General features: G+C 37.0%; 18 protein-coding genes and 1 pseudogene. 11 read left to right on the top strand and 8 right to left on the bottom strand.

Annotation, left to right across the window (positions count from 1 at the left end):
* The first annotated feature begins 262 nt into the window (after positions 1–262).
* Both alsE and tkt read left to right on the top strand, forming a co-directional pair.
* On the top strand, positions 263–952 hold the full coding sequence (gene alsE, locus Q1B07_RS22325) for a D-allulose 6-phosphate 3-epimerase (protein WP_299094243.1): 690 nt from the start codon (positions 263–265) through the stop codon (positions 950–952).
* A gap of 144 nt (positions 953–1,096) precedes the next feature.
* Entirely contained in the window at positions 1,097–3,109 is a 2,013-nt protein-coding gene (gene tkt / locus Q1B07_RS22320) for a transketolase (RefSeq protein WP_299094244.1), read from the top strand.
* A gap of 316 nt (positions 3,110–3,425) precedes the next feature.
* Here the strand turns inward: tkt and Q1B07_RS22315 are convergent.
* Positions 3,426–4,817, bottom strand: a pseudogene (locus Q1B07_RS22315) (PLP-dependent aminotransferase family protein).
* A 258-nt stretch (positions 4,818–5,075) separates the two neighbouring features.
* Here Q1B07_RS22315 and azlC point away from each other — a divergent pair.
* On the top strand, positions 5,076–5,789 hold the full coding sequence (gene azlC / locus Q1B07_RS22310) for an azaleucine resistance protein AzlC (protein WP_299094245.1): 714 nt from the start codon (positions 5,076–5,078) through the stop codon (positions 5,787–5,789).
* Positions 5,786–6,118, top strand: coding sequence for a branched-chain amino acid transporter permease (locus tag Q1B07_RS22305; protein WP_299094247.1), 333 nt, complete (start codon positions 5,786–5,788; stop codon positions 6,116–6,118). Before azlC ends, Q1B07_RS22305 begins: the two co-directional genes overlap by 4 nt.
* 166 nt (positions 6,119–6,284) lie before the next feature.
* Here Q1B07_RS22305 and Q1B07_RS22300 read toward each other — a convergent pair whose 3' ends face one another.
* Both Q1B07_RS22300 and Q1B07_RS22295 read right to left on the bottom strand, forming a co-directional pair.
* Positions 6,285–8,873 (bottom strand): heavy metal translocating P-type ATPase, encoded by a 2,589-nt coding sequence (locus tag Q1B07_RS22300; RefSeq protein WP_299094248.1) that lies wholly within the window; start codon positions 8,871–8,873, stop codon positions 6,285–6,287.
* A 12-nt stretch (positions 8,874–8,885) separates the two neighbouring features.
* Positions 8,886–9,206, bottom strand: coding sequence for a metalloregulator ArsR/SmtB family transcription factor (locus tag Q1B07_RS22295; protein ID WP_299094250.1), 321 nt, complete (start codon positions 9,204–9,206; stop codon positions 8,886–8,888).
* Positions 9,207–9,601: 395 nt separating this feature from the next.
* Between Q1B07_RS22295 and tnpA the strand changes: the two genes are divergently transcribed.
* Entirely contained in the window at positions 9,602–9,904 is a 303-nt protein-coding gene (gene tnpA / locus Q1B07_RS22290) for an IS200/IS605 family transposase (RefSeq protein WP_299094252.1), read from the top strand.
* 1 nt (position 9,905) lies between these two features.
* Here tnpA and Q1B07_RS22285 read toward each other — a convergent pair whose 3' ends face one another.
* The 4 genes from Q1B07_RS22285 to Q1B07_RS22275 form a co-directional block, all read right to left on the bottom strand.
* Positions 9,906–11,087 (bottom strand): DUF4317 domain-containing protein, encoded by a 1,182-nt coding sequence (locus Q1B07_RS22285; RefSeq protein WP_299094254.1) that lies wholly within the window; start codon positions 11,085–11,087, stop codon positions 9,906–9,908.
* A 509-nt stretch (positions 11,088–11,596) separates the two neighbouring features.
* The gene (locus Q1B07_RS22280; protein WP_299094257.1) at positions 11,597–11,995 is read right to left on the bottom strand and encodes a hypothetical protein; all 399 of its coding nucleotides are present in this window, start codon (positions 11,993–11,995) and stop codon (positions 11,597–11,599) included.
* A gap of 153 nt (positions 11,996–12,148) precedes the next feature.
* Positions 12,149–12,406 (bottom strand): helix-turn-helix transcriptional regulator, encoded by a 258-nt coding sequence (locus Q1B07_RS27095; RefSeq protein ID WP_366945264.1) that lies wholly within the window; start codon positions 12,404–12,406, stop codon positions 12,149–12,151.
* The gene (locus Q1B07_RS22275; RefSeq protein WP_299094259.1) at positions 12,370–12,900 is read right to left on the bottom strand and encodes an AraC family ligand binding domain-containing protein; all 531 of its coding nucleotides are present in this window, start codon (positions 12,898–12,900) and stop codon (positions 12,370–12,372) included. The genes Q1B07_RS27095 and Q1B07_RS22275 overlap by 37 nt, the downstream gene beginning before the upstream one ends.
* 137 nt (positions 12,901–13,037) lie before the next feature.
* Here Q1B07_RS22275 and Q1B07_RS22270 point away from each other — a divergent pair, with 137 nt between their 5' ends.
* Positions 13,038–15,056, top strand: coding sequence for a beta-galactosidase (locus Q1B07_RS22270; protein WP_299094261.1), 2,019 nt, complete (start codon positions 13,038–13,040; stop codon positions 15,054–15,056).
* Positions 15,057–15,144: 88 nt separating this feature from the next.
* Here Q1B07_RS22270 and Q1B07_RS22265 read toward each other — a convergent pair whose 3' ends face one another.
* Complete coding sequence (locus Q1B07_RS22265) at positions 15,145–16,374, bottom strand: cytochrome P450 (protein ID WP_299094263.1); 1,230 nt, start codon at positions 16,372–16,374, stop codon at positions 15,145–15,147.
* Between the two features lie 251 nt (positions 16,375–16,625).
* Here Q1B07_RS22265 and Q1B07_RS22260 point away from each other — a divergent pair, with 251 nt between their 5' ends.
* From Q1B07_RS22260 to Q1B07_RS22240, 5 genes are all read left to right on the top strand, one after another.
* Entirely contained in the window at positions 16,626–17,177 is a 552-nt protein-coding gene (locus tag Q1B07_RS22260) for a PadR family transcriptional regulator (RefSeq protein WP_299094265.1), read from the top strand.
* A 43-nt stretch (positions 17,178–17,220) separates the two neighbouring features.
* Complete coding sequence (locus Q1B07_RS22255; protein WP_299833749.1) at positions 17,221–18,132, top strand: helix-turn-helix domain-containing protein; 912 nt, start codon at positions 17,221–17,223, stop codon at positions 18,130–18,132.
* Positions 18,133–18,604: 472 nt separating this feature from the next.
* Entirely contained in the window at positions 18,605–19,546 is a 942-nt protein-coding gene (locus Q1B07_RS22250; RefSeq protein ID WP_299094269.1) for a sugar phosphate isomerase/epimerase, read from the top strand.
* 78 nt (positions 19,547–19,624) lie between these two features.
* On the top strand, positions 19,625–20,830 hold the full coding sequence (locus tag Q1B07_RS22245; protein ID WP_299094271.1) for a Gfo/Idh/MocA family oxidoreductase: 1,206 nt from the start codon (positions 19,625–19,627) through the stop codon (positions 20,828–20,830).
* 410 nt (positions 20,831–21,240) lie between these two features.
* A complete protein-coding gene (locus Q1B07_RS22240) occupies positions 21,241–22,671 on the top strand; it encodes a sugar porter family MFS transporter (RefSeq protein ID WP_299094273.1) in 1,431 nt (476 codons plus the stop codon).
* Positions 22,672–22,920: the final 249 nt, after the last annotated feature.

The raw sequence follows: 22,920 nt of genomic DNA, 5'->3' as shown, positions 1-22,920 counted from the left end.
GCTTGACTATCTAAGTCCCATTGAATATAAAAATATTCACCTTAAAAAAAGTGTCTAGTTTAGTGTTGACATACCAATATTGATTTAGATGATATTCAAATTTTTTAATAAAAATGTTAGTGCATTAAATGAGGTTTATTAAGAGATAGCAAATGTTGAAAGTGTTAAACGTATAGATACTTTAGGGCTAGTGGATGGGGTGAAGACAAACCCTACCATTATTTCTAAAGAAAATCGAGATTTAGTGGAGGATTTATAGAGTATGAAAAAAGTAGAATTTTCACCATCATTGATGACAATGGACTTAGATAAGTTTAAAGAACAAATCACTTTTTTAAACAATCATGTAGATTCTTATCATATTGATATTATGGATGGGCATTATGTTCCCAATATTACATTATCCCCATGGTTTATCCAAGAAGTGCGAAAAATAAGTGATTTACCTCTGTCCGCACATCTTATGGTAACGAATCCAAGTTTCTGGGTTCAACAATTAGTTGATATAAAGTGCGAATGGATTTGCATGCATGCAGAAGTACTTGATGGGTTGGCTTTTCGATTAATTGATCAAATACATGATGCTGGATTAAAAGCAGGTGTAGTATTAAATCCAGAAACGCCTATTGAAACGATTTTTCCTTATATTGAATTAGTAGATAAAATTACAATTATGACAGTGGATCCAGGGTTTGCTGGGCAACGTTTTATCGAAAGCACCCTAGATAAAATTGTAGCATTAAGAGGATTACGAGAAGAAAAAGGATACCAATATGTCATTGAAATGGATGGATCATCTAGTAGGAAAACATTTAAAAGAATTGATGCAGCCGGTCCTGATATTTATATCGTAGGTCGTAGCGGTTTATTTGGATTAGATGAAGATATCGAAAAATCATGGGAAATCATGTGTAAAGATTATGAGGACATGACTGGGAAAGTAATATCATAAAAATTTAAAGGGGCTGGGGCAAAACCCAGCTCTTTCATAATTTTTCATAAAAAAAGACATCTAGCCAGTTTTATTGATGGTACAAAAATTGAAGCGAACGCCGTTAAATTCACTTTAAAGAAAATAATAAAGGAGCGTAATAGATTGACAACATTACAAACGAAACAAACTATTGACCAATTAGCTATCAATACTATTAGAACATTATCCATTGACGCAATTGAAAAAGCAAACTCTGGTCACCCAGGAATTACGATGGGGGCTGCTCCAATGGCTTATACGTTGTGGGCAAAGGAAATGAATATAAATCCTACAAATCCAGAATGGATTAACCGTGATCGATTTATCTTGTCAGCTGGTCACGGATCAGCCCTTTTATATAGTATGCTTCATTTATTCGGATATGGCTTAACGATTGATGATTTGAAAAATTTCCGTCAATGGGGAAGTAAAACACCTGGACATCCTGAATTCGGACATACAGCAGGTGTAGATGCAACAACAGGCCCACTCGGTCAAGGTATCGCGATGGCAGTTGGTATGGCTATGGCAGAATGTCACCTTGCTGAAACTTACAACAAAGAAAAATTCAATGTGATAAACCATTATACATACAGCCTTTGTGGTGATGGTGATTTAATGGAAGGCGTATCTGCTGAAGCAGCTTCACTAGCAGGTCACTTAAATTTAGGTCGTTTAGTTGTATTATATGATTCAAATGACATTTCACTAGATGGTGACCTAAATCTATCTTTCTCTGAAAGTGTAGCAGATCGATTCAAAGCATACGGATGGCAAGTCCTGCGTGTAGAAGACGGCAATGATGTTGAAGCCATACAAAAAGCGATTCAAGAAGCAAAGGCAGATACAGAACGCCCTACTTTAATTGAAGTTAAAACAACAATTGGCTTCGGTTCTCCTAATAAGTCAGGTTCTGCAGCGAGTCATGGTGCACCTCTTGGAGAAGAGGAAGTTAAACGAACAAAAGCGGCCTATCAATGGGAAGCAGAGGAACCATTCTTTGTACCAGAAGAAGTAGAAAAGCATTTTGCAAGTATCGTAGAAAAAGGAAAAGCTACAGAACAAGCTTGGAATAAACTATTTGAAGAATACAAAACAGCCTATCCTGAACTTGCAGCGCAATTTGAGTGTGCTGTAAAAGGTGAACTTCCTGTAAATTGGCAAGAAGCGCTGCCTGTTTTTGAATCAGGTTCAAAAATAGCAACGAGAGCATCTTCAGGAAAAGTATTAAATGCAGCAGCAAATGTGATTCCTCAAATGATCGGCGGTTCTGCTGACCTTGCAGGGTCTAATAAAACTTTGATTTCATCGGAAAAGAACTTTGCGTTAGATGGTTATGCAGCACGCAATATTTGGTTTGGTGTTCGTGAATTTGCGATGGGTGCAGCATTAAACGGGATGGCTCTTCACGATGGTGTGAAAGTATTTGGGGCAACCTTCTTTGTTTTCTCTGATTACTTACGCCCAGCGATTCGTCTAGCCGCACTAATGAAGTTACCGGTCACTTATGTATTTACACATGACAGTATTGCTGTTGGGGAAGATGGACCAACTCACCAGCCAATCGAGCATTTAGTGGCATTACGTGCAATGCCTGGTGTTTCAGTCATTAGACCGGCAGAGGCGAAGGAAACAGCTGCGGCATGGCGTTTAGCACTTGAAAGTCAAGATCACCCTACTGCTTTAGTATTAACTCGTCAAGATCTTCCAACTCTTAAGGTTGATCAAGAACAAGTGTATGAAGGTGTAAAGAAGGGTGCTTATGTCGTGTCACAAGCAAAAGGAGAAGTAGCGGGTCTTTTACTTGCGACTGGTTCAGAAGTATCACTTGCTCTTGAAGCACAGCAAGTGCTGGAAAATGAAGGCGTATATGTTTCTGTTGTCAGTATGCCAAGCTGGGATCTTTTCGAACAACAATCAGTAGAATATAAGGAAAGCGTGATTCCTAGTCATGTAACAGCACGTGTTGCGATCGAATTAGGCTCTACATTTGGCTGGAGAGAATATGTCGGACATAATGGAAAAACGATTACCATTGATCATTTTGGCGCATCTGCCCCAACAAACAAATTACTGCAAGAATATGGATTTACAGTAGAAAATATTGTAGAGACATTTAAAAAGATCGTTAAGTAATTTAAGATTCTTCTAGTTTCTTAGGCAATATACTTTGTAAAGAGAAAAAGTCTGTAGAGATTTCAAGAAATCCACTACAGCCTTAGTATTCCCCCAAAATTTCACTTGAGTTGTGAAGTCGTCATGTGAAAAACTTATATCGATAGCAAAAACTACTTCCTATAAAAAATGGGAGTGGTTTTTGTTTTGCTAAGATTTGCGTATTAAGGATGACAGATGTTTCAAGAACATGACTAAAAGCAAAAAGGCTTCCTAGCGTTTTTTTGATTGGTTACCTTTTTGACAGCTTCTTTTAGTTCTCTACCTGGTGTTTTTATCAATAGCTAAGATAATGTCTTAATATATTTAATCCTATTTTTAACTCATCTATTGAGTTTGTAGAAGCAAGTGCAATACGCAAATATTTATCAGGGGTAGTCTGTCCGCTTAGAAAACGATCGGAATGAAAAACCCGAACACCTTGCCTTTTCAAATCCGTTTCTAACTGTAATGAATCGATCATCCCTTGTATTGGAAGCCAACGATAAAAACTAAGAGGATGTCCAACATTCTTGCTTAAAGGGAAAAAATCTGAAAAAATATCATTTGCAGATTGTGCAAGCTGTTTCTTTTTAGAAACAATTTCATGAGCCTTCCCTGATAAGATAAGCTCAGTGATCACCTCTGCATCAAAAGAAGAGGTTTTTACATTGATGTTAAAAATAGCCTGCAAAATTTTCTCACGTAATGTATCTCCATAGACCATATAGGCAACTCTTAATCCAGAACATATTGATTTAGAGGTGCCACAAATATAAACGCTCTGTTCTGGAAGTAAATTGAACATTGGCTGCTTGTAATCAGAGATCATACCTGCTGTTAGGAATGCATGTATATCATCCTCAATCAAAATTAAACGATGCTTACGAATAACCTAAGCTAATTCTTGCTTTCGAAAATCTGAAATCATAACTGTGGTTGGATTGTTACAAGAGGGCATTAGGAAAATGCCGTGAATATTTATTTGACAACACTGCTTTTCAAGTTCGTCCGGCAACATCCCATACTGATCTCCGAGAATGGGGACTAACTGAATATGGAACGTTTTTGCCAACTCAATAAAATTTGAATATGTGTATAAATCAGTTGCAATTCTATTACCAGGCTCAAACAAAGCAGCCATGGCAATAGCCAACGCATTTTGGGCACCAGAAACAATGGCTAAATGCTCTTGGTCTGTGTGAATCCCGAAAGATTCCATCCAGTTAAGAGCAGCTGTTTTTTGATGCGGAATACCAGTCGGATCATTGTAATTTAGCAGCTGTTCCAAATATCGTTTGTCCACAACCTTTTGAATACTATCTTTTACAAGTGTATTGGTTTGCTCAAAAGATGCCGCAAATCCAAGTTCAATGAGGTTTGCCGTTTTATCCGTGGAAATGGTGATAGAACGGGCGGCATTTGGAGATACAAAGGTTCCACTTCCCGTAATCGCATAAATTAATCCCTTTACCTCACATATTTTGTAGGCACGGGTAATAGTAGTAAAATTTAAGTCTAGAAAATCCGCTAATTCTCTTTGCGGAGGTAACTTTGTTCTAGGGGCTAAAAATCCATTTATTATATCCTTTTCAAGTAATGAGGCAAGAGATTGATAAAAAGGACGTTTTAATGCTTTCTTGTCAGGTTTCCATGACATTGGATAATGATCAAATGAATTTACTGGCATACTTCACCTCAAATCTTGTATACCATAAAATCATGTCCCTTATTGTATGTATTCTAATCGAAAATTGTATGATTTGAAAGAATATATTTAAAAAAGTCCGTGTTATTAAAGAAAAAAACACATCAATAAGCCCCATTTCAACATTGTGGGGGTATTTTATTAAAAAGAAATAATTGTAATCCATACAATTATATTGTTTATTGTATGGATTTTGTGTGTTAAAAATAATATAAAGTAAAACATCAGGATGTGAATCATATGAAAAACAAAAATCAAATATGGATTGCATTTCGTTCGGCCTTTCCATATACAATGCCGATTTTAGCAGGATTTGTCTTCTTGGGAATTGCTTATGGGATCTTTATGAATTCCTTAGGTTTTGGTGCAATTTACCCAATACTGATGAGTCTATTAATATTTGCAGGATCAATGGAGTTTGTGGCAGCCAATTTATTGCTTGTTGCTTTTAATCCGATAAACGCTCTATTTCTAACTTTAATGGTGAATGCACGGCATTTGTTTTACGGTATATCTATGCTGGATAAGTATAAGGGGGTTGGGAAGAAAAAGTTGTATCTGATATTTGGACTTTGCGATGAGTCTTTTTCCATCAACTGTACCGTTAATATTCCGCAGAATGTGGATAAGGGCTGGTTTATGTTCTTTGTGACACTGCTTAATCATTCCTATTGGGTCATTGGATCAGCAATTGGCGGGATTTTTGGCTCCCTTGTTAAGTTCAACACAGAAGGGCTTGATTTTGTTATGACTGCGCTCTTTGTTGTTATTTTTATTGAACAGTGGATGAAAGAGAAAAAGCATCATAGTGCTCTTGCAGGTCTCGGACTTTCTATTGTCAGTCTTATGATTTTTGGCGGAAACAATTTCATTATCCCTGCTATGATCGCAATTTTGGGGTTACTAACCTTATTAAGAAAACCATTGGAGAAAGTTGAGGTTAGCGCCATATGACAATGAATATAACGCAGCAAATTATTACGATTGCTATGGTTGTATTAGGCACAATGCTTACAAGGTTTCTTCCATTCATGATTTTCCCATCAGGTAAACCCACACCGAATTATGTCCAGTATCTCGGTAAAGTACTGCCATCAGCGGTGATTGGACTTTTGGTCATTTATTGTTTTAAGGATGTGAGTTTACTATCTGGAAGTCATGGTATACCTGAATTTATTGCAGTGGCGATAGTTGTATTGCTTCATTTTTGGAAGAAAAACATGCTTCTCTCTATAGCAGGGGGAACGATTGTCTACATGATTTTAGTGCAATTGGTTTTTTAATTACATTCACAATGCTAATGTATGAATAAATCAAAGGGGAAGAGGTATTAATGAAGAAGAAAATTGATGAGCATCAATTTTATGAATAAAACGGTGATTTTAATAATGATGTGACAACAAGGAGGTAAGCCAATACCCTTGCTTACCTCCTTCCATTTATCGGTAACTATTCTTTAAACTTTAATAACCTAATGGCATTTAAGATAACAATTAATGCTGCACCTGTATCACTTAGTACAGCCATCCAAAGTGTAAGCCAGTTAGGGAAGATTAAGGCTAGTGCAATGATTTTTATGATAATCGAAAACCAAATATTTTGTTTAATAATTGTTAATGCTTTTCTGCTTAATTTCATTGTATAAGGCAGTTTATCAAGATTATCAGCCATTAAAACAATATCTGCTGTCTCCATTGCAGTGTCTGTTCCAACACCACCCATAGCAATTCCTAAATCTGCTGTTGCCAGTGCAGGAGCATCATTGATACCGTCTCCAACCATTGCCACCTTATGACCTTCATTTTGCAATTTCTTTATGGAATCTACTTTATCCTCTGGCAATAGCTCTGCGTAATAACGATTAACATTTGCTTCTGAAGCAATCATTTTGGCTGTACCTTCATTATCTCCGGTCAACATGATAGTTTGACTAACTCCACTTTGCTTTAAGGCTTTTAAAGCTGATGCTGAATTTACCCGTATTGTATCCGAAACAGCAATAATGCCGTAAATTTGATTGTGTGTCCCGATTATAACTACTGTTTTACCCTTCTTCTGTAATTCTTGAACATGGTTTTTCACTTCCACTAAAGAGACATTCATATCTTCGAATAACTTAAGATTACCTGCGTAAAAAATATCTCCTTGAATTGTTGCTTGAACACCTTTTCCTATAATACTTTTAAATAACTCACCATTTTTAGGTAGAATTCCTTTTTCGTTAGCGTATCCAACAATTGATTTGGCAATAGGATGTGTTGAGTAATTTTCTAACGTTAATGCTATCGAAAGTAATTCTTCTTCTGTTACATTTAATGGGGTGATTTCTGATACCTTTGGCTTTCCTTCAGTCAAAGTACCTGTTTTATCGAATGCTAAGGCAGTAATGGCACCTGCTGTTTCTAAGAACGTTCCACCTTTAATTAAAACACCATTTTTCGCAGCATTTCCTATGGCAGATACTATTGCAACTGGAGTCGAAATAACTAAAGCACAGGGACAAGCTACTACAAGTAGTTCTAGACCTTTATAAAACCACTCTCCCCAAGTACCAAACCCAATTAAGGGAGGCAGAATCATTAGTATCAAGGCTAAAATAAATACAATAGGTGTATAAATACTAGCAAACTTATCAACGAATGCTTCTGTTGGTGCTTTTTGTTCTTGTGCTTCTTCAACTAAGTGAATGATTTTGGATAATGTTGTATTTTGAACTAATTTCGTAACCCTTATCTCAAGCGAACCACTTTCATTTATTGTACCAGCATAAACTGTATCACCGATTTCCTTATCCACAGGTATGGATTCTCCAGTAATAGGTGCTTGATTGACGCTTGATTTTCCTTGAGTGATTTCACCGTCTAATGGTATTTTATCTCCTGCTTTAATAATGATGGTATCACCAACAGAAATTTCCTCAACTGGTCTCTTAATAATCCCCGAATCAACTTTTACCCAAGCTTCTTGAGGTGCTAAATCCATTAGATTACGAATAGAATCCCTTGTTTTCTCAATGGACTTATTTTGTAATAAATTACCCAAGGCAAATAACCAAACCACGGTAGCTCCTTCAAGCCATTCACCTATTAATGCGGCACCAATAGCTGCAGCAGACATTAAAACATTCATATCTAGTGAACGACTTTTGATTGCATAGTAAGCACTTTTTACAGGCTTATAACCACTTATCACCATTGTTATCGCATATAGTAAAGTGGACATAAAGGGAGAAATTCCAGTAAAAGAACCGATAAAGCCAAATGCAATTAACACACCCGAAACAATAATTAAGCCATTTTCGTTTTTACTTTTGTGAGACTGTATCGACTGTTTTTTTGAATGTAATGAAGCTTTATAACCGATTTTAGAAACTTCAGATATAATATCTTCAACACTATTGGAATGTTCGATTTTCATTTTTCCAGTAGAAAAATTAACACTAATGTTTTTAACTGATGGATGGGAACTAAGATGATTTTCAATGCTTTTAGCACAACTTCCACAGTCCATTCCTTCGATCGTGTATGTTTTTATATGTTTATTTTGTTTAAGTGGTTCAATTTCATAACCAAGGTTTTGAACGACCCTCTCTATTTGGTCTAATGAAGAAATATCCTTACCTACTACTTGAAGTTTGGCGGTATTGTAATTTACTTTTACATCTTGAATACCTGTTAATCCATTCAAGCCTTTTTCAATAGTTAAAGCACAAGAAGGACAATCCATTCCTTGGATTCGATATTCTGCCTTTTCTCCTATAGGAGAAGGGATATTTTTCAGTGGTATTGTTTCAACTTCACTACTACAGCAGCTTGATTTATCCGTACTTGTATTATTTTCTTCACTTTTGCTACTACAACAAGAGGATATCGTAGACTTATTATCTAATGGAACCATTGAAGATTTAGTACTGCAACAACCTTCAGTTTCTTTAACATCTTTCCATTCCGTTTTTCCTTCCTTCCTACTACAACAGCTTTTATGATCTTGAACAGGAATTTGTTCTTTTTCTTTTGAACTACTGCATTTGTCTGCCATTGACCTCAACTCCTAATCGATGTGACGTTCACAACAATCTATTTCATTTTGAACATCTTCAAGAACGGCATCAAACATTGCTAATAAATCCCGTATATTTTGATTTCGTAAACTGTAATAGCAGTATTTACCTTCATTTCTTCCCACAATAATTCCACACCCCTTTAAGCATGCAAGGTGTTGAGAGATATTTGATTGATTCCCATTGATTTCTTCAACAATTTGGGAAACAGTTTTTTCTTTCTCTTTAATGCTTTCGAGAATTTGAATCCTTGTTTTATTAGAAAACCCATGAATCAGTTTAACTTTCATATCAATATCAGCATTTCTCATAAATTTCCTCCTTACATATTAGAAAGTACTAATATGTTTTGTTATTATCATATTAGCAATTTCTAATATGTGTGTCAAAAAATAAAGGTTCAAGGAGTAAAATAAGGATAAAAACATGCTCCTTTCAACAACATGGGGAACGATTGTCTACATGATAATGGTCCAATTGGTTTTTTAAAAAGTAAGAGTAAAGTTTTTATATCGAATTTTCTTTCTCTACATTGTAATAGGCAGAGCATACTAACAAGTTATGAAGCTCGTTTTATTATAAACAAGAAAACCTAGGCTTGGCCTAGGGTTCCAAAAAGCTTACAGTGTGCTATTAAAAAACTCCCCCGTGGTGCTAAAATATTTTTGGTTCGCCAACCAACATATCAGCATACGGAGGAGTTCTTATGTCTAATAAAGATACTAATAGTTTAGCACACATAACTTGGAATTGTAAGGATCACATCGTATTTGCCCCAAAGTACAGAAGAAAAGTCATATATGGAAAAATCAAAAAAGATATCGGAGAAATACTCCGAACCTTATGTAAAAGAAAAGGTATTGAGGTAAATGAAGCAACAGCATGTAAAGATCACGTACATATGTTAGTAAGTATTCCGCCAAAGATAAGTGTTTCTTCATTTGTAGGATATTTAAAAGATATTTATATAACGTTAATCCAAACATTAAAGGAGGAACAAATTTCTTAAATTATTCCTCTCTGTTCACACCAAAAGCTTCTGGAATCATCGTAAAACCTTCGATGACAGTATCTTCTTCCACTTCAATCATTAGGTAACGTTTACCGCTTAATTGAACTTGTTTAACGTACCTTAAATCCTGTGGACTAATCGAAATGTTTGCTATTTTCGTGTTAATTTTAATCGATTTTGATGTGAATTTTGGTAAGACGCTGCTTGCTTTTATTTCGTATTTGTCATCATCAATTATTTTTTGGAAGGCTGATTCTATCTTTTCTGTACTTATATCTTCAAGGCCGCTCACCTTTAAAACACGTTCAACGTCCTTGGAGTCTAATGTTGGTTGTTCCTCCTCTTCATTTTCTTCGATAATACGATTAATTTCTTCATACACATTGGAGAGAGTAGATGTATTTAATTGATCTCCTGTTACATCTTTAATAATTTCTTCAAAAACGATTTTATCATCTTTTGCGGTCATCGTTTCTTCGCCATTTAACACTTCCTCTATAAATTGATGATCAGGCTCATGCACCTTACCTGCTGAATAGAGAATGTGGTTAACATCTGCTGCATTGTCCGTAAAACAAGGAAATAGAAACCCCGCGATTGGAGCATTGAGGTTAATGATAGGGTCAACAACAAAATTATACTTGAACTCTTTCTCAACATAGTCAAAAAGCAGTTCTTTTTTTGGCTCTTGTGTATTATTAATACTACATAAAATATAGGGATGGGAGTAAACAGTATCTCGTTCACTTTCCTCAGCCTCGTCATTTTTGCGTTTCGTTGGCTTTAAATACTCTCCGCGAATGAATGTGACAACAATATCCATCTCATATTGTCGGTCTTTAAGCATTTTACCTACGATTTGAAGCATTTGCTCTTTCCAGCCTTCCACATCACTGCTAAGTAATCCCTGATGCAAAATAAGCTGGCTGCTACCTGCAACATCGCGTTGAAACTTTAATTCAAAAAGCTTCTCATCCAATTGGCCGGCAAGTAATTTTTTGAAGTTATTCATAAATAATTCTTGTTGATCCTGGTCAAGCATTTCAAAAGGCTGGCTTTGGTGATGATAAATCTCACTAGATTCTTTCATAATATAGACATTAAAAATGTCAGTGATTTTGAGTAAATCATTATTTATTTTGAATTGTTTTCGAATTTGTGCAATATCTTTTTTGTTCATGATTTATTACACTCCTAAACTACTTGGATGGCATTTTTACGAGACTAATAATATATTTCTTTAACTTTTAGTCATTCCTTTATTTTAACATAATTGTTTTACAGGTATTAAGTAACTTAAGTGTAACGGGAATATGTAACATGTTCATAAAATAAAAAGTTGACAAGGCATCAAGCCGCGTTATGAGAGATTAGAGAAAGATATTATTCCTTTTTTTGTTAAATGTAAATAAACTTGGTTTGTCGTTTTTTCAAAGTTTAAGAAAGCATAAAATTTTGTACTTAGTTTTAGTGTCTAGCTCCAGGCGCCATCGGCTCTAGGGTCTAGTCAAATAGGAATTGAAGGTAAAGAACACCTTCTATTCCTATTCGCCTTATGCTTGTCGCCGAATGCTACGAGACTTGCGCTTTTCTTATCCATATGAAGTGATTTTAATTTAAAGGTTATTAGCGAAAAAGCTAATATCCTTTATAACAAAAGAAGTTTTAATTCCTTAGTTTATTTATCTTTTAAAACCAGCGAAATTTACCTTTGCCATGTTTCTGACCACGATTTTGACCACGGTTTCGGCCCTGATTTTGCTGGCCTAAATTCTCTCCCTGATTTCCTAAGATCCCCTGATTTCCCTGATTCTGCTCCTGATCCTGCTCCTGATCTTGGTCCTGTTCCTGATCCGAATCTGCTTTGGCTTTTACTCTTGCACGTGAGTCACTATCTACTTTAATGTTAAGATCCAATTTCGAATTACCGCTTTTTATGATTTTTGCATTATTAACGTTTTTATCCTTTACGTCAATATCATTATCGTTATCTAATTCATTATCTAAATCATTCTCGACATTTGTCTTGCTATCTGCTTTTGCATTCGCATTTTCATTTTCTGAGTTGTTTTTTTTCAAAAAAAACATCCTGTTCACCCCCTTGCTTTTTACTATCACTATATTCAAGAGAGCAATTGATAGAATGGACAATATTCATAGTCAACGACACATTTTGCTTGAAATGATAATAGTCAATATAACAACCGTTTATATACTTGTAAATTGTGCAAGCATTTCCTATTAAAATACGCCATTCAGGTGGCGGTACTTTTCAGGAGGAATCCCGACCATTTTTCTGAAAGTCGCGACAAAATGGCTTGTGGAACGAAAGCCTACTTGCAGAGCAATTTCGCCGATCGTTACGGAATTGTTTTCTAAAAGGAGTTTTTTAGCTTGCTGGATTCGTAAATTCACAAAATAGGCATAGGGAGTTATATGGAAATTTTTTTGAAACAATGAATTCAAATGGCGCTTTGATGTATGGATAAACAGGGCCATTTCATCAAGACCGATATCTGGATTGGAAAGTTGAAAAGCAGAAGAAATTCATAGACATTAGAGGAGGCACTTATACTAAAGCTATCTGTTGCCTCGCCATTTTGTTTTAACACGTTCGTAATGAAGGTGGAAATCGGTGCTTCCTGTTCCCAGTGAAAAACAGCCGATTGATAGAAACCAAGTGTAATTAACATCTCTTTTACCATCAGCCCGCCAAATGTTAGATAGAGAGTTTTCCATGGAATGGAATCACTTTGTTCATTTTTATATGAATGTGCCATGTGCGGCAGGAGGAGGACTCCGTTATTGGCCGTGAGGTTGATCTGTTTATTTTGAAACATGATAGAACCTTGTCCGCTCACAGTTTGAATCCAATGATAATAAGGATAACCAGTTGGGCGTGTGATATTTTCTTGGGCAGGATTGAAACCGATTGTTTCAGCTAAAAGCGGCAGTTTGCTTTCATTTAACGGGATAAGAAAATGTTTTTTCATTGATTCGCTTCCTTCCAGGAATCTTCGTTCAAAGAGTTCCTTTTTTTTATATCGGTTTCCATTATATTATATATAATCACACTTTGTAATCGTATACAATGGGATTATAATGATATAAAGGAAAAAGGTGATGGGATATGATTAACGAAAAACTTCCAAAAATTTGGTATGGCGGAGATTATAATCCAGAGCAGTGGGAAAAAGAGGACTGGGATGAGGATGTCCGAATGTTTAAACTTGCAGGGATTGATGTGGCAACATTAAATGTTTTTTCTTGGGCATTAAATCAGCCTGATGAAGAAACATACGATTTTACATGGCTGGATGAGCAAATTGACCGGTTATATCAAAATGGAATTTATACTTGTCTGGCAACTAGCACTGCAGCACATCCCGCTTGGATGGCCAAAAAATATCCAGACGTACTGAGAGTTGATTACCAAGGCAGAAAGCGTAAGTTTGGCGGGAGACATAATTCCTGTCCGAACAGCCCAACTTATCGAAAGTATGCGGAACGGATGGCAGACCGGTTAGGTGAAAGGTATAAGGATCATCCAGGAGTATTAATTTGGCATGTGTCCAATGAATATGGCGGATACTGTTATTGTGAGAACTGTGCTGAGAGTTTTAGAAAATGGCTTCAAGAGAAATATGGAAGCTTAGAGAGCTTGAATAAAGCATGGAACACGCGCTTTTGGGGCCATACGTTTTATGAGTGGGATGAAATTGTTCCTCCAAATGCATTAAGTGAAGAGTGGAATGGGGATTCGACTAGTTTTCAAGGAATCTCGTTAGATTATCGAATTTTTCAGTCTGATAGCTTACTAGAGTGCTTTAAGCTTGAGCGGGATGTCTTGAAAAAGCATACGCCTGATATCCCAATAACAACGAATTTAATGGGTACTTATAAAGAGCTCGATTATTTTAAATGGGGCAAAGAAATGGATGTTGTTTCATGGGATAACTATCCTGCGTATGACACGCCAGAGAGCTTTACGGCGATGAGGCATGATCTTATGAGGGGCTTGAAAAGCGGCCAGCCCTTTATGCTAATGGAGCAGACGCCGAGCCAGCAAAATTGGCAGCCATATAATTCGTTGAAACGCCCCGGTGTGATGCGCTTATGGAGCTATCAAGCAGTGGCTCGTGGTGCGGATACGGTCATGTTTTTCCAATTAAGAAGATCAGTAGGTGCCTGTGAAAAATACCATGGAGCCGTGATCGAACATGTTGGCCATGAGCATACAAGAGTGTTTAGGGAAACAGCCGCACTCGGCAAGGAGCTGGCGAACCTTTCCGATACTTTGCTTGATTCACGGGTACAAGCTAAAGTAGCGATCGTGTTTGACTGGGAAAACCGCTGGGCAACGGAATTATCAAGCGGTCCATCAAAGGCATTGGATTATGTCAATGAAGTTCACAAATACTACGCCGCCTTATTTGGAGATAATATCGCGGTTGACATGATTGGTGTTGATGAGGATTTATGCAAGTATGATATCGTGTTTGCCCCAGTGTTATATATGGTGAAATCAGGGTATGCCAAAAGGATTAAAGAATTTGTGCAAAATGGAGGAACGTTTGTGACAACGTTCTTTAGCGGAATCGTGAATGAGCATGATCTTGTCACCGTTGGCGGTTATCCAGGAGAATTGCGGGATCTTCTTGGTATTTGGGTTGAGGAAATCGATGCTCTGCCGCCTGAAGAAAAGAATCAAATTGTTGTCAAAAAAGAAACAGGCAATCTAACCGGCAGCTATGAGTGCAGATTGTTGTTTGATATTATCCATTCCGAGGGTGCAGAAGTGCTGGCTGAATATGGCTCTGATTTTTATGCCGGTACCCCGGTGATTACATGTAATTCCTATGGGAAAGGAAAAGCGTATTACGTAGGAACCTGCCCTGACACAGCGTTTTTAACAGACTTTGTCAAAACGGTTTGTGAGGAAAAGAAAATTAAACCGGTACTTGATGTTCCAAAAGGGGTGGAAGTGACAGAGAGAAGAAAGGATGGCTTCTCTTACTTGTTTGTCATGAACCACAATGCATCAACAGTAGAAGTTGAGATCAGTGAAGGAACAGACCTGTTAACAGGCAAAGAATTAAACGGGGCAACTTCATTAGAAGCTTATGGGGTCATGATTGTAAAACAATAGAATAGGCTTTAGACTGTCTTAGACTTTAAATAAAGGACAAAATGGTCACGGCATATCGTTGTGACCATTTTGTCCTTCTCTATTCATCTTATTTATAAACCTTCATCGGCAGGTCAGTTAAAGACTGTCCAGTAGCTGAAGCAGTTAAATGGTTTTCTAATTCAAAACCTTCAACTGGTTCGATGCGGGAAAACCTTTTTAAGAATGCTTCCAGTGCAACGTTCATTTCTAATCGTGCAAGTGGTGCACCTAAACAGAAATGCGGACCATTTCCGAATGTCAGATGCTTTTTATTGTTTGAACGATGGATGTCTAAAGAGAAAGGATCATCAAACATCGTTCCATCCATATTACATGCACTCATCCACGCAATGACGACATCTCCCTTTTTCAACTCAATGCCTAATAAATCATTGTCTTGTTTAACCGTACGATCTCTTCTTGAAATATGGAAACGATATCGGAGCATTTCTTCGACTGCGTTTGGCACGAGTTCCAGATTATTTCTTAGTTCTCCGTATATAGACTCATCATCATAAAGCAATGAATAGAATGTATTGGCGATTGCATGGCTCGTTGTTTCGACACCTGCGCCTAAAAGCAGCATTGTCACCTGCACAATCTCATCATCTGTAAATCGTTCACCATCTACCTCAGCTCTGATTAAGTCGGAAATAATATCATCAGATAGATTTAAACGTTTTTGAAGCACAATAGGGTAGAGATATTGGAAATATTCCTTTGCAGCAAGCTGTTTTTGACGTTCTATGTCCTCCAGTCTTTCTTTGTCATAAGGTTGGAAAAGGATATCCACCCATTTTTTGAACTGATCCCTGTCTTGTATTGGTACTCCAAATAAATCAGCGATCACTAGACTAGGCAAAGGAGCTGCCAAGGCTTCTACAATATTTACGGTAGAGTTTTCCTGGATGTCTTCTACAAGTTCGAATGCAATTTGTTGAATACGTGGTTCCCAGTTTTTTAAACTGCGGGGAGTGAAAGCTGCTGCTAACAAAGAGCGACTTTTCCTATGTTGGGGAGGGTCCAAATTTGTAAGGTTTATAGGAGAATGTCCTTCTTGTTTGTGATTAGCGCCAACAAAAATCGTTGTTCTAGACCCTTCACTTGAAAAGACTTCATAATTGCTTAACACCTGTTTAACATCCTCATATTTAAACACATTCCAAGTATCTGTTTTTTCATGATAATAAACAGGGTGATGATGTAGCATTTCTTTATACCATTCAATAGGGAAAAATTCTTCTGAACGTGATTGGAAATTAGTGATTTCGTTAACAGGAATGACTTCTTTAATCATGATTCTGCATATTCCTCCTTCGTATTCTAACCTTCAGTTTCACCTTACTCTAATCAGAGTAATTTATAAAGAGTAAAAAGTAATATAGATTTTTTAGTCTAAGTCTAAAACCAACATAGTGGTATAGGACATGAAGCCTACATATAAAAGAGATTTTGTTTACATTTGCAGAGATCGATGTCATGTTGTGAGACTTAATATGATAAAATTTAAGGGTTTAAATAACTGATTAATAGAAAGGAGAAGTCCTCTTGTCTCTTTCGTTATTTATACTCGGGAGTTTAGCTGAAGAAAATAGCCACCCTTATAAATTAAAGAAACGATTATTAGATTCACTTCCTATAGACAAAATGAGTGAAGGAAAATTTTACTATAATTTTGAAGCATTACAGAAAAAAGGTCTTATTGAGCCTGTCGAAACCATTCAGAAAGAGAATCGCCCAAACAAAACGATGTACGCGATTACTCAGGCTGGAAGACAATTTCTTGAACAAGAGGTCTACAACAATTTCAAAAAGGCTTCAAAGATAGAAGATCTTTATATATCGATCTATCTGTTGAAATATATTGATCCAGTTAAAGCAGTTTTTTTCCTGGAGGATGCGGTAAAACAAGAAAAGAAACGATGGGCGAAATATAGAGAGGCTAAAAATAAAGAAGAATTCAAAAGACAACTTGAATTACTGGATGAAAAACAGCAGAAAGCCGTACAATTTATTAGTGAACATGCCTTTAGCCAATCAGACGAGAATATTCGTTGGATGGAAAAGCTCTTAAGCTTTTTGCAGCGGATTGAAGACTGAAAGAGAAAACGAGTGCGATGCACGTGGTAGAAAGGGAGTGATTTTGTTAGATTTAACGAAATATCTATCTGGAAGAACTTCTTTGAATGATTATGTACATCGTATCAATCAAAATGGCGCTTCGTTTCAAGTTCATTATTGGGGAGTCATGCCAAAGCATTATGACAATCTATTACATAAACATTCCTTTTTTGAAGTATGTTATGTAGTTGAGGGAGAAGGGACTTATATAGATGGTGATTGTTCCTACATGCTTAAGAAAAACACACTCTTTTTATCAAGACCAGAGGTTATCCATCAAATAAAAAGCGAGGAAGGGTTATCTCTATTATATGTTGCCTTTCAACTAATCGAATCAGAGTCAAGTGAGAACTGGATTAGAATTATGGAGAATGCAAAGCAATGCAATGAAATCATCTTACATGATACGCATGACATGGAAACAGCATTATTATGGAAATCGCTTCTTATCCAAGCAACAAAGCCTAAAAATGAGTTTTTTGAAGATATGCTTTCGACTATTGCCTATTCCCTTATTCTTTCAATCCTTCAAGATTTTGTCCCTGCCTTGAATAAGAGTCATCAAAAACATGTTCCTGAACAGTTTTCTGCACTTCTGACTCAAGCGCAATTGTATATAAATGACAATTTATCAAATTCGTTAAAACTAACAGAAGTCGCAAGGCACTTGCATATATCCGGCAGGCATTTGTCGCGGATTTTTGTATCTGAATTAGGAGTAAGTTTCTCTAATTATGTGCAAGACGAACGGATCAAAAAGGCAATAAAATTGCTCAAAAAAACGAATTTATCGATAAAAGAAATTGCTGAGGAAACAGGTTTTATGAATGTTCAATATTTTACCCGTGTTTTTACTTCGATGATGCAATCATCACCTGGGCGGTTTCGCTCTATGTATGTAGACAAAAATACAACGACATATTCTGATAGCTGAGATAAGGATCAGGAAACCCTAATCAACACTATTGTGTTCAAGGAGCCTGATCTTTTTTATAATATCAGAATTTATATATTTTCTTAACATAGCTTGCGTTTCTGAATCTAGCTCCAGGCGCCATCGGCTCGAGGTCATAAGTCAAACAGGAATTGAAGGTAAAGTACACCTTCTATTCCTGTTCGCCTTATGCTTGTCGCCGATAGGCAGGCGCCTTGCGCTTTTTTTACGTTTAAAGATGTCCTTAAAGTATAAAAACATGTCTTCAAAATTTAATTACTATTATGAAAGGGTTTTATATAATTAACTACGTAAACAAGGAAATGACAGTAACAAAAAGGTGATTTCATTTAGGGGGAATCGTCACTTATAATTGGAAGCGCATTCTTTGATAAATGTGAAAATTTTAGGATGTCTCTAAATGTAAAATCAAAAGTTAAAATGTTACTGCCAAGACAAGGAGGAACAATCGATGAAACTATCTTATGTAACAGATAGCTTAGGCCACTTGCCATTTGAAGAGATGTTGGATTTCGTAGCGGATTTAGGTATCGATACTATTGAAATGACCACAGGGGGCTGGTCTTCTGCGCCTCATTTAAAATTAGATGAACTATTAGAAAGTGAGCAGAAAAGAATTGATTTTTTAACTAGTTTGGAAAAGCGCCATATAAAACTATGTGCATTAAATTGTTCAGGAAATCCTTTAGACCCAGGTGAGCTTGGTAAACAGCATCGGGAAGTTACAGATAAAACAATGGAGTTAGCTAAATTGTTAGGGGTAAAAAAAGTCATTATGATGAGCGGGCTGCCAGCAGGAAGCCCTGAAGATAAAATACCTAACTGGATTACTTATACGGTTAGTTGGCCGCCGGTTCTGAAAGAAATATTAGATTACCAGTGGAATGAGGTAGCAATCCCATATTGGAAAGACTTAGTGAAGAAAGCTGAAGCATGTGGAGTGGAAAAGATTGCCCTTGAAAATTTCAGCTCCCAATTAGTTTATAATCCAGAAACGCTTTTTAGATTACGCAATGCGGTTGGACCAATCGTTGGCTTAAACTTGGATCCAAGCCACCTGATTTGGATGGGAGCTGATCCAATTTTAGCTGCAAGGGAATTAGGAGGAGCGATCCATCATGTTCATGGTAAAGATGTTCGACTTGAGAGACATCTATCCGCTGTGAATGGTGTGTTGGAAACAAAAGAAGTGACAGATGTAGTGAATAGAGCCTGGAATTATGTAGCAGTAGGCTGCGGACAAGATTTGCAATGGTGGAAAGAGTTCTTCTCTGTCGTGAAGATGATGGGATATGATGAAGAAGTTTCGTTGGAAATGGAAGATTTGACGATGTCAGTAGAGGCAGGAATAAGAACTTCTATTGATGCTTTACAACAAACACTTAGTTTTTAATCTGATAAGCAAAGTTGACTATTTCTGCTCTTAAGTATCTGAAAATTCAGAATATAATTCGAGAAAGAGGCGATGAACATGTTAAATGGTGAAAAAATTATTGCAAGACCACTACATTGGGCTATGGTCGGAGGCGGCCGGCTTGGACAGGTTGGATATAAACACCGTACAGGTGCGCTAAGAGATAATACGGCTTTTCAATTAGTAGCAGGAGCATTTGATATCGATCCTGAAAGAGGAAAGGATTTTGGAATGAATATTGGGGTAGCTGAAAATCGCTGCTATCCTGATTATAAAACGATGTTTGCAGAAGAAGCGTTAAGGGAGGATGGGGTTGAGGTTGTCTCGATTGCCACTCCTAACGGGACTCATTATGAAATATGTAAGGCCGCATTAGAAGCCGGTTTGCATGTTATCTGTGAAAAACCATTGTTTTTTACCTCTGAGGAGGGTGAAGAAATAAAAGCTCTTGCAGAGAAAAAAGGGAAAATTGTTGGGGTGACGTATGGTTTCTCCGGAAATCAGATGCTCCTTCAAATGCGCGCCATGATTGAACAAGGAAAAATCGGTGAAATTCGTGTGGTTGAACTGCAGTATACTCATGGCTTTAATGCAACTGATCAAGGAGATAAAACAAGTGATGCCCAAAAGTGGCGTGTTGATCCTAAGGTTGCGGGACCAAGCTATGTTTTAGGAGATCTGTCCACCCATACGTATTATATGTCCCAGCTGATTATGCCGCATATGAAAATTAAAGAATTGTTATGTGACCGGCAGAGCTTTGTTGGAAGCCGTGCCCCTTTAGAGGACAATGCTTTTGTTCTTATGAAATATGAAAACGGAGCGGTAGGAAGACTTTGGACTTCCTCGATTAATGCAGGCTGCATGGACGGACATCGAATCCGCATTGTAGGATCTAAAGCAAGCTTAGAATGGTGGGATAGCAAGCCAAATGAACTTAGGTTTGAAGTTCAGGGAGAGCCGATTCAAACGCTTATTCGTGCAATGCCTTACTTAGACGAATCCTGCAATGCCGATGAGCGCTTAGGAGCATTACATCAAGAAGGGTTGTCAGAGTCATGGGCAAATATTTATCTTAAATTTGCCGTTGCAATCGATGCGAAGAATCGAAACGATGAGGAAACATTAAAGAATCTTGTTTATCCCGACATTGATGCAGGCATTGATGGCATTCGCTGGATTGAAAATTGTGTTCGTTCTGCTGAAAATGGAGCTATTTGGGTAGAGTTTGATCATCATAAAAAACTTGCGGTTAATCTGTAAAGTTGCAGAATGGATAAATAGTAGCCATATAGTATGGGGATACAGCTTTAATAGTTCAAAACAATAACTATAACAAACTTTATATAAAACACCGTGGGAGCAGTTAGCTGAGACTGATCCCCGGTTTTTACCTCTAAAAAGTCATTACATCCAGAGTGAAACGTTTTATACAAATACAATTAGGAATTATAAAAGACTCTTAACTCCTATTAAAGCCACCAAATTGTTTAAATGTTTTAGCTGTAATTTCCGGAAAAAATCAAAAAAGCAAAAATGATAGCGCTTTAAATGTGGTGAAAAACCACTTCTCCGTCAATCTTTATTAGGAAAAGAAACTTTACGGCCAATACTTCTAAGTCAACAAGTCCAAGAAATTTGAGAAACACCATTTGTAAAGGGGGAAATTGAACATGGAAAATATAAAGGTTTCTGAAAATCCAGTTGAACCAGAACATGCCAAGAAAAAGAACCCGCAAAAATTTTTGAAATTAGTAACAATTGTATCAACTTTTGGGGGACTATTATTCGGATATGATACAGGGGTAATTAATGGTGCACTTCCATTTATGGCTCAACCTGACCAATTAAACTTAACTCCTTTCACAGAGGGGTTAGTAGCAAGTTCTTTAGTATTAGGTGCTGCTTTTGGTTCCATCTTTGGCGGACGGTTATCGGATACAAAAGGACGCAGGAAGGTTATTTTGTATCTTGCGATGTTATTTTTCTTTTCTGCAGCTGGCTGCGTTATTGCTCCTAATACAACGATTATGGTTATTTTCCGTTTTCTATTGGGCCTGGCGGTTGGCGGTTCCTCTGTCGTCATTCCATCGTATTTAGCTGAAATAGCTCCTTCAGACAGGCGTGGTGTATTGGTTACGCAAAATGAATTGATGATTGTTACTGGGCAGTTCCTTGCTTATATATTCAATGCGGTTATTGGAAATGTTTTTGGAGATGCAGGACATGTATGGCGTTACATGTTAGTCATTGCGACACTTCCAGCTGTAGCGCTTTGGATTGGTGTCCTCATTTTACCTGAAAGCCCTAGATGGTTAGCATCAAAAGGAAAAATGGCTGAAGCATTGAACATCCTGCAACAGATTCGCAGTGAAAGTATTGCACAACAAGAATTGAAGGAAATAAAATCACATATTTCAGAAGAGCAGAAAATAGAAAAAATGAGATTTAGAGACTTAGGGATACCTTGGATTCGACGTATAGTCATTCTTGGTATTGTCATTGGGTCTATATCGCAATTGGTAGGAATAAACTCAATTATGTACTATGGTACACAAATTCTTGAAACTTCTGGATTTGGAACAAAAACAGCATTAATCGCAAACGTAGCAAACGGATTAATTGCCGTAATTGCCGTAATTGTCGGGATGTCTCTTTTAAATAAAGTGAATAGAAGGACAATGCTGCTTACAGGCTTAGTAGGTGTAACAATTGCGTTGATTTCAATTGGTACGTCTGCAATGATGCTTGCAGGATCTCCAATATTGCCATATGTCGTCTTATCAATGACTGTCCTATATTTAGCCTTTTTCCAAGGTGCGATTGGTCCGATGGTATGGCTCATCCTTGCTGAAATCTTCCCTGTTCGTTTAAAAGGTATTGGGATGGGAATGGCCGTTTTGTTTTTATGGCTTTGCAATTTTTTAGTAGGATTATTCTTCCCTGTTCTTATGGATGGGATCGGAATTTCAGGGACATTTTTCTTATTCGCTTTCTTTGCGATTATTGGGGTCATCTTTGTAGCAAAAAACTTACCAGAAACAAGAGGATTATCATTAGAGCAGATAGAGGATATTTTTAAGAACAAAAGTATTAGATCTTGATTTCGCAATAGACACTATGCTTAATTAAACGTTTGTTTAATGTGTTGCCTGGTTTTTGTGTCTAGCTCCAGCGCCTAGCCCTCTAGGGTCTAGCCACTCATGAATTGAAGGCAAAGATCACCTTCTATTCATGAGTGGCTTATTTGCCCTAGGCTGATCAAGGCGCTTGCGCTTTTTCTGTGAAAATAAAAAATCTTGGGGTATTAATCCATTTAAGGTGTGAGGCATACTTTTTAATGGGTTTTAAGT

The sequence above is a fragment of the uncultured Metabacillus sp. genome, assembly GCF_947503125.1.
Lineage (GTDB): Bacteria > Bacillota > Bacilli > Bacillales > Bacillaceae > Metabacillus.
The sequence above is the reverse complement of the archived record's forward strand: the minus strand, read 5'-3'. Positions and strand labels throughout refer to the sequence as shown.

What these genes read in the sequence shown, in the direction of transcription:
- Q1B07_RS22265 (WP_299094263.1), bottom strand. Translation starts at nt 16,374, where the DNA reads ATGATTAAAGAAGTCATTCCTGTTAACGAAATCACTAATTTCCAATCA.
- Q1B07_RS22295 (WP_299094250.1), bottom strand. Translation starts at nt 9,206, where the DNA reads ATGAGAAATGCTGATATTGATATGAAAGTTAAACTGATTCATGGGTTT.
- Q1B07_RS27095 (WP_366945264.1), bottom strand. Translation starts at nt 12,406, where the DNA reads ATGGCCCTGTTTATCCATACATCAAAGCGCCATTTGAATTCATTGTTT.
- Q1B07_RS22280 (WP_299094257.1), bottom strand. Translation starts at nt 11,995, where the DNA reads ATGTTTTTTTTGAAAAAAAACAACTCAGAAAATGAAAATGCGAATGCA.
- Q1B07_RS22250 (WP_299094269.1), top strand. Translation starts at nt 18,605, where the DNA reads ATGAAACTATCTTATGTAACAGATAGCTTAGGCCACTTGCCATTTGAA.
- Q1B07_RS22270 (WP_299094261.1), top strand. Translation starts at nt 13,038, where the DNA reads ATGATTAACGAAAAACTTCCAAAAATTTGGTATGGCGGAGATTATAAT.
- Q1B07_RS22240 (WP_299094273.1), top strand. Translation starts at nt 21,241, where the DNA reads ATGGAAAATATAAAGGTTTCTGAAAATCCAGTTGAACCAGAACATGCC.
- tnpA (WP_299094252.1), top strand. Translation starts at nt 9,602, where the DNA reads ATGTCTAATAAAGATACTAATAGTTTAGCACACATAACTTGGAATTGT.
- Q1B07_RS22245 (WP_299094271.1), top strand. Translation starts at nt 19,625, where the DNA reads ATGTTAAATGGTGAAAAAATTATTGCAAGACCACTACATTGGGCTATG.
- alsE (WP_299094243.1), top strand. Translation starts at nt 263, where the DNA reads ATGAAAAAAGTAGAATTTTCACCATCATTGATGACAATGGACTTAGAT.
- Q1B07_RS22275 (WP_299094259.1), bottom strand. Translation starts at nt 12,900, where the DNA reads ATGAAAAAACATTTTCTTATCCCGTTAAATGAAAGCAAACTGCCGCTT.
- Q1B07_RS22305 (WP_299094247.1), top strand. Translation starts at nt 5,786, where the DNA reads ATGACAATGAATATAACGCAGCAAATTATTACGATTGCTATGGTTGTA.
- Q1B07_RS22285 (WP_299094254.1), bottom strand. Translation starts at nt 11,087, where the DNA reads ATGAACAAAAAAGATATTGCACAAATTCGAAAACAATTCAAAATAAAT.
- Q1B07_RS22300 (WP_299094248.1), bottom strand. Translation starts at nt 8,873, where the DNA reads ATGGCAGACAAATGCAGTAGTTCAAAAGAAAAAGAACAAATTCCTGTT.
- azlC (WP_299094245.1), top strand. Translation starts at nt 5,076, where the DNA reads ATGAAAAACAAAAATCAAATATGGATTGCATTTCGTTCGGCCTTTCCA.